Here is an 11,818-nt window from a genome sequence, read left to right as displayed (position 1 = left end):
ATCCTGAGGAACGCATGCGCCCTGCCGATCCCGCGCGGCCCATGGACACCTTGCTGGTGTCCACCTGCAACACCCTGAACCTCGCCCTGCCCGGGCGGGTGTTCTATCCCAACCAGGACGCCTATACCCAGGCCGAATTCGAACGCAAGGTCGATTGGTTCGGCGGGCGCCTGCGCGCGCTGAATGCCGATGTGCTGGCCGTGCAGGAGGTGTGGGACGAACAGGCGCTGCAGACGGCCATCGGCCGCAGCGGCCTGCGCTACGACTTCGTGAGCGTGCCCGGCGCCGAGAACACCGGCGCCTCGCACGGCGCCCAGGGCACGCCGCGCGTGGGCATCGCCACGCGGCTGCGCGTCGAATCGCTGCGCTCGATAGCGGAGTTTCCGCCCGCGCTGGCGGTCGATGTGCCGGGCCTGGGAACGCACCACCGGTTCGAACGCCCGCCCCTGCTGGCCACCCTGCGCATGAAGCATGGCCAGACGGTGAACGTGGTCACGGCGCACCTCAAATCCAAACGCCCCAAGTTCCTGCTCGACGCCCTCGGGCAACCGCTGGAGGACCGCGACGACCGCAAGGTCGCGGCCCTGGCTTCGCTGCGCTCGCTCATCATGCGCGGCGTGGAAGCAGCGGCGCTGCGCTGCCTGGTTGTGGACCTGCTGCAGCGCACCGACGTGCCGCTGGTGCTGCTGGGCGACTTCAACGACACGCCCGACAGCGTGACCACGCAACTCATCTGCGCGACCACCGAGGTCGCCTACGACCGCAGCGCGCGCGACGTGGCCCTGTACAACGCCTACGACGTGCAGGGCGATGCCGCCCTGAAAAAGGACGTGGCCTACTCGCACATCCACCAGGGCATGCCCGCGGTGCTGGACCAGATCCTGGTCAGCGAGGAGTTCGTGCCCAGCGCCCGGTCGGGCCCGAACACCGGCGACGTGCGGCGGGTCGATTACTTCAACGACCACCTGCACGAGGGGCGCGACCGCACGCGCTCCGACCACGGCTTCGTCCGCGCCTTGCTGCGCCTGCCGATGCCCGCCCCCACGCCCACGAGGCCCACGACATCCGCCGTGCCGCCTGCGGCCTGACCGGCGCCCGCCGTGCGCAGCCCGGCCGCGCCGCCGCGGCCCTGCGCGAAAACCCGGCAGAGCCGCGTGTTTGGCCGACAGGCCCGGTCTGCAACGCCGGGTAACATCGGCGCAGCCCCATAGCAGCCCCCTTGGCCGGACCCACAGACCATGAAACAGCCCATTCCCCACCAACGTGCCCTTTCATCGCCTCCCCTGGCCGGCGCTGCCGGCGCGGAGCCTTGGAAAGCGCGCACCTTGTGGACTTGCAGCACGGTCCTCGCCTCGGCCGTGCTGGCGGCATGCAGCAGCACCCCGCTGCCGCCCTGGCCCTCCTCCGCGCCGCCCCAGGCCACGGTGCCCGCGGCGCCCCGCCCTCAGACCGCGCGCGTGGTGCCGCCGCCGCTGGGCACACAGCGCGCCGAGGTCGTCACCTCGCCGGTGCTGTCCACCCCCATCATTCCCAGCGCGGAGCCCGCGCCCGGCGCCACGCCGCCCGCCGCGGCCGCGCCCGCGGCCGACCTGCCCTACAGCGCGGCGGTCGCTGCCCGCTTCCCCGCGCCGGCCGTGCACTACGACACCCCCGGCCTGGCCGACGGGCGCCGCGCCTTCACCACCAATGCCGAGGCCGCCCAGTGGCTGCGGCAGCTCGCCGCCACCCCGCAGGGCGCCACCAAGGCCACGGTGCTGGACCTGGGCATGTCCCAGCGCGGCACGCCGCTGCAGGCCCTGGTGCTCACGCACGCGCCCAACACCGACGTGGCCAGCCTGGATGCGAGCGGCAAGCCCACGGTGCTGCTGATCGGGCAGCAGCACGGCGACGAGCCCGCCGGCGGAGAAGCCCTGCTGGTGATGGCGCGCGAACTGTCGCAGGGCCTGCTGGAGCCGCTGCTGGACCGCATCAACGTGGTCGTGGTGCCGCGCGCCAACCCGGACGGCGCCGAGGCCGGCACCCGCGCCACGGCCAACGGCACGGACATGAACCGCGACCACCTGCTGCTGAACACGCCCGAGGCCCAGGCCCTGGCGCGGCTCACGCGGGACTACCGCCCCATCGCCGTGCTCGATGCGCACGAATACACCGTCGCCGGCCGCTTCCTGGAGAAGTTCGGCGCCATCCAGAAGTACGACGCGCTGCTGCAGTACGCCACCACGGCCAACGTGCCCGAGTTCCTCACCAAGGCGGCGCGCGAGTGGTACCACCAGCCCATGGCGGCCGCGCTGCAGGGCCAGGGCCTGACCAGCGAGTGGTACTACACCACCTCCACCGATCCGCAGGACCGCCGCGTGTCGATGGGCGGTACGCAACCCGACACGGGCCGCAACGTGAACGGTCTCAAGAACGCCGTCAGCCTGCTGGTGGAGACGCGCGGCGTGGGCATCGGGCGGCTGGACATCCAGCGCCGCGTGCATGCCCAGGTGACCGCGCTGTCCAGCGCGCTGCGCAGCACGGCCGAGCGGGCCGGCAACCTGGAGCAGGTGCGTTCGTTCGTGGTGCGCGACACCGCGGCGCAGGCCTGCCGCGGCCAGGTCGCCATCGAGGCGGCGCCGACCGCCACGCAGCGCGACCTCGTCATGCTTGACCCCGCGACGGGCGCGGACCGCACCGTGCGCGTGGACTGGAACTCGTCACTCGAATTGCGAACCCTCGCCTCGCGCCCCCGCCCTTGCGGCTACTGGCTCTCGCCCACGGCGGGCCAGGCGGCCGAGCGGCTCAAGCTGCTCGGGCTGCAGGTCATGCGGGTGGCCGAGCCGGGTTCGCTCCTGAGCGACAGCTACCAGGAAACCGGCCGCGAGGAAGGCGTGCGCCAGGACGTTCGCGGCACCATCGCCGGCCAGCAGGACATCACCCGCGTGCGCGTGACCACCGTGCGCACCGCCATCGACGTGCCCGAAGGCAGCTACTACGTGCCGCTGAACCAGCCCCTGGCCAACCTGGCCGTCGCCGCGCTGGAGCCCGACACGCAGAACAGCTACTTCGCCAACCACCTGATTCCGGCGCTGGGCGACACGGCGCGGGTCATGGCCACGCCGTCGCTGGTGTTCGAGGAGGCCGACTGAAGCCGGGGAAAGACAGGCACGGCGCCGGCCAGCCTGCAGACGACCTGCCGGACAGACGGACAGACGGGATGAGGCGCGCCAAGGCCCCTGCAGATTGCTACAAAAACAGTAGCAACACGCCCTAGTCAATCATGCCTTGGAGCCCGATTCGGCTCAAACCGAAGCGTGCCGCTCCTCCAGCGCACCCGGCGCCGTCGCCTCGGCCTGGCGCTCGCCGGCGCGGCCCAGGACATGCGAGGTCATCGCCGCGGCCAGCGCCTCCTCGCCGAGGAACACCTTGGCCACGCCCTCTTCCTGCTCCAGCAGCCGGGCCTCGGCCTCGTTGTGGCTGCGGACCACGGTTTCGATCTCCGGGTTGAGCGTGCGCGCCGTCGCGATGATCTGGCGCACGTCCAGCGTGTTCGGCGTGGCGATCACCAGCATGTGCGCCCGGGCGATGTGCGCCTGGATCAGCACGGCCGGCTCCACCGCGTCGCCGTAGACCGCCGCCATGCCGCCGTTGCGCAGCGTCTCCACCAGATCGCGGTTCTGCTCGGCCACGACGAAGGGAATGTCGCTCTCCGACAGCGCCGCCGCGATGCGCCGTCCCACGCGGCCGTAGCCGACCAGCACCACCTGGCGCGCGAGGTACCGGCGGTGCGTGCTCAGGGGCAGCTCCGCCAGCGGGTCGTCGCGCTGCTCCAGCCGGCGCGCCAGGGCCGAGCGGGCGCGCAGCCACTCCTGCAGCGGGGCGATGGCATGGAACAGCAGCGGGTTGACCGCGATGGAGATGAGCGCACCGGCCAGCACCAGGCTGGCGCCTTCCGGCGGCAGCAGGCCCAGCGAGGCACCCAGGCCCACCAGGATGAAAGAGAACTCGCCGATCTGCGCCAGGCTGGCCGACACCGTGAGCGCCGTGTTCAGCGGGTAGCGGAAGGCCAGCACCAGGGCGGCCGCCGCGAGCGTTTTGCCCAGGATGATGATGGCCACCACGGCCAGCACCTGGAAGGGGCGCTCCACCAGCACCCAGGGGTTGAACAGCATGCCCACGGAGACGAAGAACAGCACCGCGAACGCATCGCGCAGCGGCAGCGACTCCTGGGCGGCGCGGTGGCTGAACTCCGACTCGCGCATCACCATGCCGGCGAAGAACGCCCCCAGCGCGAACGACACGCCGAAGAGCGCGGCGGAGCCGAAGGCGATGCCCACCGCCGCCGCCACCACGCACAGCGTGAACAGCTCGCGCGAGCCGGTGCGCGCCACCTGCCAGAGGATCCACGGGAACACCCGCCGCCCCACCACCAGCATCAGCGCGACGAAGCCGCCCACCTGCGCGATGGTCCAGCCCAGCGCCTTCCACAAATCGCCCGTGCTGCCCGCCCCGGCAGTGCCGTTCAGCCACTGCGCCAGCGGCGGCAGCAGCACCAGGACCAGCACCATGGCCAGGTCCTCCACCACCAGCCACCCGACGGCGATGCGGCCGGTGTACGAATCCAGGATGCCCAGCGTCTCCAGCGCCCGCAAGAGCACCACCGTGCTGGCCACCGACAGGGCCAGGCCGAACACCAGCGCCCCGCCCAGGCCCCAGCCCCACCACAGCGCCAGGCCCATGCCCAGCAGCGTGGCCACCGCCATCTGCACCAGCGCCCCGGGCACGGCGATTTTGCGCACCGCCAGCAGGTCGCCCAGCGAAAAATGCAGCCCCACGCCGAACATCAGCAGCATCACCCCGATCTCCGCCAACTGGCTGGCCATTTCGCCATCGGCCACGAACCCCGGGGTGAAGGGGCCGATCACCACGCCCGCGAGCAGATAGCCCACCAGGGCCGGCAGGCGGATCCGGGTCGCGATGAAGCCCAGCACGAGCGCCAGGCCCAGCGCCGCGGCGATGGTGTTGATGAGTGAGAGGCTGTGCGGCATGGGGTGATGGGGGAGCGGGCGCACCCGATGGGCGCCTGCCCTTGCGTTATACCCGCAAGCCCCCGGTTGCCGCAAAACGCCAGGGGCCAAAAAGACCGGGAAGGCCCCGGCAGGCAGGTATCATTCACGCCTCGCACGGACCCGCCTGCCATCGTCCCGATGTGCCACACGGCGTCTGGCCCGTGCTGCAGGGCCTGAAGGCCCCGCGTCTTTTTTCTTTTTCCGTCTGCCCGTAGCTCAACCGGATAGAGCAATTGCCTTCTAAGCAATAGGTCGGGGGTTCGAGTCCCTCCGGGCAGGCCAATCCATTTTTTACAACCACCGGGGGCGCATTCCCCGGCATCGATTCAGTGCCTGCCCACGCATTGCATCCAGTGGCGATGCGGAAAGCGCGCTGTCGACAACCCCGGGCTTCAGCCTTGGGCCTGGGTCTCGAAACGGCAGCTGTCGCCGTATTGGTACTCGGATGCGGCAGAGCGGAAGGCCTGCTGGCCGTCTCCATCGATGGCGCCATCGCCCTGTTGCCACTGGAGGCCGAGGCCGCCGAATTCCCCCATCTGGGCGGAGGGGGCGCTTTCGCCGAAACGCAGCGGCGAGGGAACAGCCGGGTTGGAAAACATGGGGAAACCCTCCAAAAACAGACCTGTCGTCTGGGGCTGCCATTGGGCGCCCGCACCGCAGCGCAGCGCGTCGGAAGGCCGGTCCGGCCGGCGTAGGCGCAATCCGACACCACCAGCCCCCTCCCCTCCCCCGCCGGCTGGCGGATCAAAGGGGGCGGATAGCAGTCCGGTGGCCGGGCGGAATGCGGTGGACGGGCTACTGCGGCGGGGTCTGCCGTGCCGGCGCATCCGGCAGCGCGGCGCGGCGCGATTCCAGCCGCTCGACCAGCTGGGCGGCCAGGAACTGCAGCATCTCCACCTGCCGGGCCTCCAGCTCCCGCGGCACCCGGTCGATCACGCACAGCGTTCCGAGCGCCTGCCCGGTCGAGGTGATGAGCGGCGCACCGGCATAGAACTTGATGTTGGGCTCGCCCGTTACCAGCGGGTTGTCGGCAAAGCGTTCGTCCCGCGAGGTATCGCTCACGATCATCACGCTTTCCGGCACCTGGATCGCGTGGGCGCAGAAGGAATGCGCGCGGGGCGTCTGCCGCGCTGCCAGCCCCACCTTGGCCTTGAACCACTGCCGGTCGGCATCCACCAGCGAAACGAGCGCGATGGGCGTCTGGCACAGGGCCGCCGCCAGCCGGGCGAACTCGTCGAAGGCCGCTTCCTCGTCGGTGTCCAGGATGCGCATGGATTCCAGTTCGGCCTGGCGCAGCAGTTCCGACTGTGCCGCATCCGCCGCGGCCGATGGGGGCAGTGCCGCGCGCACCTTGCGGCGGCGCGGCCGCGCGGCGTCCGCACCGCGGTGGATGCTGTCGTGCAGCACCTGGGCCAGTTCGTCCAGCGAGTAGGGCTTGGGCAGCAGCGTGAAGCCGTGGTCGGGGCTTTGCGCCAGCACGTAGCTGTAGCCGCTGGACAGCACGATGGGCAGGGTCGCGCCGTAGCGCTGGCGGATCTCGCGGCCCAGTTCGATGCCGCTCATGCCGGTCATGACGACGTCGGAGAACACCGCCACGAACCGGCCCGAGCCGGCCTTCAAGGCCTCCAGCGCCTTCTCGCCGCTGGCGGTGACTACGGTGGTGTAGCCCAGTTCGTGCAGGGTCTGCTCGACGGACGCGGACACTTCCGCGTTGTCCTCCACCACCAGCACGCAGCCGCCGTTGCCCAGGGCCAGCCGGTCGTCGCCCTCGGCGGCCTGCGCGTCGTAGCCCGGTCGCGCGGCGCGCGGCAGGTACAGGGTGAAACGGCTGCCCTGTCCCAATGTGCTTTCCACGCGGATGTCGCCGCCGGACTGCTTGGCGAAGCCGAACACCTGCGACAGGCCCAGCCCGGTGCCATGGCCCACGCCCTTGGTGGTGAAGAAGGGCTCGAAGATCTGCGTGAGGTGCTCGGGCGCGATGCCCGTGCCGCTGTCGATGATGGACACGGCCACGAATTTGCCCGGCACCGCGGGCTGCGACTGCAGCGCGGGAATCTCGGAGACGGCCCGCACCTCGATGGTGAGCTTTCCGCTGCCCTGCATGGCGTCGCGGGCATTGACGGCCAGGTTCACCAGGGCGGTGTCGAACTGGCTCGGGTCGGCGTGCACGAAGCAGGCCGTCTCCGCCAGGTTCAGCTCGATCTCGATGCGCGCGCCCGCCAGGCTGGCGATCATGTCGCTCACCGCGCGGGTGTTGTGCCCCGCATCGAACACCGTGGGCTGCAGGGCCTGGCGCCGCGCGAAGGCCAGCAACTGGCCCGTGAGCTTGGTGGCCCGCGTCACCGCATTGGAGATGGACTCCATGAAGCGGTGGCGCCGCTCATCGGTGAGCTGCACGCGCCGCAGCAGGTCGATCGACGTGCGGATGACCGCCAGCACGTTGTTGAAATCGTGCGCGACCCCACCGGTGAGCTGGCCGATGGCTTCGAGCTTTTGCGACTGGCGCAGCGCCTCTTCGGCCGTGCGCTCGCGCGTGACGTCGCGCGCCACCGCATGGACCAGCCCCTCCTCGGGCACGGCGGTCCAGCTCAGCAGCCGGTAGCTGCCGTCTTCCTTGCGCCAGCGGTTCTCGAACACCAGCGTGGGCGCGCCGGCCTCGAGCTTGGCCAGTTCGGCGGCCATGCCCTCGGCATCTTCGGGGTGGATGAATTCGGCCACGGCGTGGCCGGCCATCTGGGGCTTTTCCCATCCCAGAAGGCGCGTGGCGGCGGGATTGACCGCGGCGATCACGCCCTGGAAGTCGCACACCAGCATGAGTTCGCGCGAGAGCGCCCACAAGCGGTTGCGATCGCGCACGCTTTCGGCCTGCACCAGCTTTTGCTCGTGGATGTCGGTGCTGGTGCCGATCCACCGGCTGATGGCCCCACTGCCCGTGCGCAGGGGCAGCGCCCGCACCAGGTGCCAGCGCATCTCGCCGTCCGCGCGGCGGATGCGGAACTCGGTTTCGTACTGCTCGCCGGAGGCGACGCTCGCCTGCCACAGTTGGGACACCGCAGGCAGGTCTTCGGGATGCACGAGGCCCGTCCATCCGTCGCCATCCAGCGTGCCCGGCTCGGACTGGCTGTATTCGTACACCCGGTCGTTGAACCAGTCGAGGTGGCCATCGCTGCGCGCGGTCCACACGTGGCTGGGCAGCGACTGGGCGAAGGTGCGGAACTCCGCCGCGCTGTCGGCCACCGCCTGCAGCGCCGCCTTGCGGTCGGTGACATCCTGTACCACGCCCACCATGCGGGCGATGGCCCCGTCCGGGCCGCGCACGAACTCGGCCTTGCGCGCGATCCAGCGCAGGGCCCCGTCATTGGCGCGGCGGATGCGGTATTCCACATCCAGCGGGGCCGATTCGGTGCTGCGGGTTTCGCGGGCGGAGCGCACTTCGGCGTCCTCGGCAATCACCAGCGCTTCCAGCGCCTTGGCGGGGACGGCCTCGGCTTCGGGCACGCCGAAGATGCGATAGAACTCGCGCGTGCCGTACAGCAGGTCGGTGGCCAGTTCGAGGGAGAACGTGCCCACGCCGCCCGCCTTCTGCGCCCGGTGCAGGCGTTCTTCGGACTGGCGCAGCGCCTCGGCGGCGCGGTGCTGCTCGGTGCGGTCGCGCAGCACTTTCACGAAGCCGATCGGCGTGCCGTCACCATCGCGGATCGGCGTCATCTCGCCATTGGCCCAGAAGCGCTCGCCGGATTTGCGCACATGCCAGCGCTCGTCGGTACCCACGCCCCGCGTGAGCGCGGCCTGCATCTCGCTCTCCATGCGGTGCGCAGCGCGGTCCTCGGGGGTGAAGATCCGGGCAGCGTCGTTGCCCAGCATTTCGGATTCCGTCCAGCCGAGCACGCGGCGGGCACCCTCGTTCCACCGCGTGACCTGGCCCTGCAGGTCGAAAGCGATGATGGCGTAGTCGATGGCGCTGTCCAGGATCTGGCGGTTGCGGATGTCGGTATCCGGCAAGGGTGCCGATGGCGCGGCGGCCTCGCTCCACTGCGCGATCGCGGCCTGCACGGACTGCGGCCAGCGTGCTACGGGCCCCAGGGGGCTCAGGGACCAATCGAACTCGGCGATCGCTCGCGCGTCGGGACGGCTACCCAGGGGATCGGCAGGGCCGGCGGCCGCTGGGCCGGGGACGGTGTGCATTGAGAAAAAACCTTTGAATCGCTCGCTCGTTGGGTGTCGATGTGCAGTCGGGCCCGGCCGTTGCCGGCGGTCTCCCGAGGCTGCTCAGCCTGGCATCATGCCTTTTTTCCAAAAGGCCCGAGTGCCAGCCGGGCCGCAGCGCCGGGGCTCAGCCTGGCCCGCCGAACCGCTCGCGGTAGGCCTGCGGGGTGATCCCCAGGCGGCGCAGAAACAGCCGGCGCAGCGGCTCGTCCGACCGAAAGCCCACCCGCGCCGCCACGGTTTTGAGCGGCAGGCCGTTCTCTTCCTCCAGCAGTCGGCGGGCGCCTTCCAGCCGGGCGGTCTCGATGAAGTCCGAGGGGCTTTGCCCGCATTCCTGCAGGAACACGCGGCGGAAGTTGCGCTCGCTCATGGCCGCCCGCGAGGCGAGCTGCTGCAGCGCCAGAGGCTCGGCCAGGTGCGACAGCACCCACGCCTGTACCTCGCGGATGCCCGGGTGGCGCGTGCCCTGGCTGGCCAGGTGCATGCTGAACTGCGATTGCCCGCCGGGGCGCTTCAAATACATCACCAGGTCGCGCGCCACCTCCAGCGCCAGCGTGCGGCCGAAGTCCTCCTCCACCAGGGCCAGCGCCAGGTCGATGCCGGCGGTGACCCCGGCCGAGGTCCACAGGTTGCCGCTGCGCACGTAGATCGCGTCGGCATCCACGCGCACGGCGGGAAAACGGCGCTGCAGCAGATCGGCCACGCTCCAGTGCGTGGCCGCCTGCGCGCCGTCCAGCAGGCCGGCCGCCCCGAGGAAGAAGCTGCCCGAGCACAGCGCCACCATGTGCCGCACCCGCGGCGCTGTGGCCGCCGCCCAGGCCACCACGCCGGGGGATGCGGCCAGCGCCGTCTCGATGTCGCGCGACCCCACCACCAGCGCGATGTGTGGGTCCGGCCCCTGCCCCAGCTGGCGCGTGGCCCGCAGCGACATGGCCGTGTCGGAAGGCACGTCGCCCGGCCCTTCAGCAGCCACCGACACCGCATAGCCCGGCGGCTGGCCGCGCCGCGCCAGATGCACGTTGGCATAGTCGAACACCGACATGGGGCCGATCGCCTCCAGGGCCTTGAAGCCGGGGTAGACGACGATATCGACGGTATAGGGAGCGGACATGGACGGGGTGGAAACCAAGGGATGGACAGACGGCGGGCGGCACGACCCGCTCCAGCGGCCAAGATGCCCGGCACGGCGGCCAAACACGGCCGGGCGCAGCGCGCCGGGTGGCCGAGCCGGCCAAACGCTTTTACGCTCGCGGCACCAGCATGCAGGACCGTCCGGGCGCCGCCCGGGCAGGATTGTCGCCGGCCGACCTGGCCATGCCAGGCGGCCGGACCTGCCGCATCTGCTAGAAAGACTGCTGAAGACGCCCGAGGCGCCGCCCCCGCCGGCATAAGACGCCGCCGTGCCCCCCCTTTGCGAGCCACCGAACCACCCACTGACAGGAGCCCCATCCCATGAAAACCCAAGCCGCCGTCGCCTGGAAGGCCGGAGAACCCCTCACCATCGAAACCGTGGACCTGCAGGGCCCGAAATTCGGCGAGGTGCTGGTCGAAATCAAGGCCACCGGCATTTGCCATACCGACTACTACACCCTCTCGGGCGCCGACCCGGAAGGGATCTTTCCCGCCATCCTGGGCCACGAAGGCGCGGGCATCGTGGTGGATGTGGGGCCGGGCGTGACCACGCTCAAGAAGGGCGACCACGTGATCCCGCTGTACACGCCCGAATGCCGCCAATGCAAGTTCTGCCTGTCGCGCAAGACCAACCTGTGCCAGTTGATCCGCGGCACGCAGGGCAAGGGGCTGATGCCCGACGCCACCAGCCGCTTCAGCATCAACGGCCAGCCCATCTTCCACTACATGGGCACGAGCACGTTCAGCAACTACACCGTGGCCCCCGAGATCTCGCTGGCCAAGATCCGCGAGGACGCCCCGTTCGACAAGGTCTGCTACATCGGCTGCGGCGTGACCACCGGCATCGGTGCAGTGCTGTTCACCGCCAAGGTGGAGGCCGGCGCGAACGTGGTGGTGTTCGGCCTGGGCGGCATCGGCCTGAACGTGATCCAGGGCGCCAAGATGGTGGGCGCGGACAAGATCATCGGCGTGGACATCAACCCCGCCCGCCAGGAGATGGCGCGCCAGTTCGGCATGACGCACTTCATCAACCCGAATGAGGTCGAGAACGTGGTGGACGCCATCGTGCAGCTGACCGACGGCGGCGCGGATTATTCCTTCGAATGCATCGGCAACACCAAGGTGATGCGCCAGGCGCTGGAGTGCACGCACAAGGGCTGGGGCCGCAGCATCATCATCGGCGTGGCAGAGGCCGGCGCCGAGATCAGCACGCGCCCCTTCCAGCTCGTGACGGGCCGCAAGTGGGAAGGCTCGGCCTTCGGCGGCGCCCGGGGCCGCACCGACGTGCCCAAAATCGTGGACTGGTACATGGAGGGCAAGATCGACATCGACAGCCTGATCACCCACACCATGCCCCTGGCCGACATCAACCACGGGTTCGACCTGATGAAGCGCGGCGAGTCGATCCGCGGCGTGGTCATCTACTGACCGCC

At 70.3% G+C, this 11,818-nt stretch carries 7 protein-coding genes and 1 tRNA gene; 4 read left to right on the top strand and 4 right to left on the bottom strand.

All coding sequences use genetic code 11. From position 1 onward, the window contains the following. Nucleotides 1-14 precede the first annotated feature (14 nt). Both AVKW3434_RS12825 and AVKW3434_RS12820 read left to right on the top strand, forming a co-directional pair. Nucleotides 15-1,088, top strand: a complete 1,074-nt coding sequence (locus AVKW3434_RS12825) for an endonuclease/exonuclease/phosphatase family protein (RefSeq protein ID WP_284406149.1) — start codon at nucleotides 15-17, stop codon at nucleotides 1,086-1,088. A 150-nt stretch (nucleotides 1,089-1,238) separates the two neighbouring features. Beyond that, nucleotides 1,239-3,128 (top strand): M14 family metallopeptidase, encoded by a 1,890-nt coding sequence (locus tag AVKW3434_RS12820; protein WP_284406148.1) that lies wholly within the window; start codon nucleotides 1,239-1,241, stop codon nucleotides 3,126-3,128. A gap of 153 nt (nucleotides 3,129-3,281) precedes the next feature. On the opposite strand, the gene AVKW3434_RS12815 is transcribed toward AVKW3434_RS12820, so the two are convergent. Then, nucleotides 3,282-5,027: a cation:proton antiporter domain-containing protein gene (locus AVKW3434_RS12815; RefSeq protein ID WP_284406147.1), complete on the bottom strand. Its 1,746-nt coding sequence runs from the start codon at nucleotides 5,025-5,027 to the stop codon at nucleotides 3,282-3,284. Nucleotides 5,028-5,253: 226 nt separating this feature from the next. Here AVKW3434_RS12815 and AVKW3434_RS12810 point away from each other — a divergent pair. Next, nucleotides 5,254-5,330 (top strand) — tRNA-Arg (locus AVKW3434_RS12810). 110 nt (nucleotides 5,331-5,440) lie between these two features. Here AVKW3434_RS12810 and AVKW3434_RS12805 read toward each other — a convergent pair. From AVKW3434_RS12805 to AVKW3434_RS12795, 3 genes are all read right to left on the bottom strand, one after another. Further along, nucleotides 5,441-5,647, bottom strand: coding sequence for a hypothetical protein (locus AVKW3434_RS12805; protein ID WP_284406146.1), 207 nt, complete (start codon nucleotides 5,645-5,647; stop codon nucleotides 5,441-5,443). 196 nt (nucleotides 5,648-5,843) lie between these two features. Further along, nucleotides 5,844-9,233 (bottom strand): PAS domain S-box protein, encoded by a 3,390-nt coding sequence (locus AVKW3434_RS12800; RefSeq protein ID WP_284406145.1) that lies wholly within the window; start codon nucleotides 9,231-9,233, stop codon nucleotides 5,844-5,846. A 148-nt stretch (nucleotides 9,234-9,381) separates the two neighbouring features. Then, nucleotides 9,382-10,365 carry a GlxA family transcriptional regulator gene (locus AVKW3434_RS12795; protein ID WP_284406144.1) on the bottom strand — a complete coding sequence of 328 codons (984 nt, stop codon included), beginning with the start codon at nucleotides 10,363-10,365 and terminating at the stop codon, nucleotides 9,382-9,384. A gap of 341 nt (nucleotides 10,366-10,706) precedes the next feature. On the opposite strand from AVKW3434_RS12795, the gene AVKW3434_RS12790 reads away from it, so the two are divergent. Beyond that, on the top strand, nucleotides 10,707-11,813 hold the full coding sequence (locus tag AVKW3434_RS12790; protein WP_284406143.1) for an S-(hydroxymethyl)glutathione dehydrogenase/class III alcohol dehydrogenase: 1,107 nt from the start codon (nucleotides 10,707-10,709) through the stop codon (nucleotides 11,811-11,813). Nucleotides 11,814-11,818: the final 5 nt, after the last annotated feature.

The organism is Acidovorax sp. SUPP3434 (assembly GCF_030159015.1).
In the GTDB taxonomy this organism is placed as follows: Bacteria; Pseudomonadota; Gammaproteobacteria; order Burkholderiales; family Burkholderiaceae_C; genus Paracidovorax.
The sequence above is the reverse complement of the archived record's forward strand: the minus strand, read 5'-3'. Positions and strand labels throughout refer to the sequence as shown.

What these genes read in the sequence shown, in the direction of transcription:
- AVKW3434_RS12825 (WP_284406149.1), top strand. Translation starts at nt 15, where the DNA reads ATGCGCCCTGCCGATCCCGCGCGGCCCATGGACACCTTGCTGGTGTCC.
- AVKW3434_RS12820 (WP_284406148.1), top strand. Translation starts at nt 1,239, where the DNA reads ATGAAACAGCCCATTCCCCACCAACGTGCCCTTTCATCGCCTCCCCTG.
- AVKW3434_RS12815 (WP_284406147.1), bottom strand. Translation starts at nt 5,027, where the DNA reads ATGCCGCACAGCCTCTCACTCATCAACACCATCGCCGCGGCGCTGGGC.
- AVKW3434_RS12805 (WP_284406146.1), bottom strand. Translation starts at nt 5,647, where the DNA reads ATGTTTTCCAACCCGGCTGTTCCCTCGCCGCTGCGTTTCGGCGAAAGC.
- AVKW3434_RS12800 (WP_284406145.1), bottom strand. Translation starts at nt 9,233, where the DNA reads ATGCACACCGTCCCCGGCCCAGCGGCCGCCGGCCCTGCCGATCCCCTG.
- AVKW3434_RS12795 (WP_284406144.1), bottom strand. Translation starts at nt 10,365, where the DNA reads ATGTCCGCTCCCTATACCGTCGATATCGTCGTCTACCCCGGCTTCAAG.
- AVKW3434_RS12790 (WP_284406143.1), top strand. Translation starts at nt 10,707, where the DNA reads ATGAAAACCCAAGCCGCCGTCGCCTGGAAGGCCGGAGAACCCCTCACC.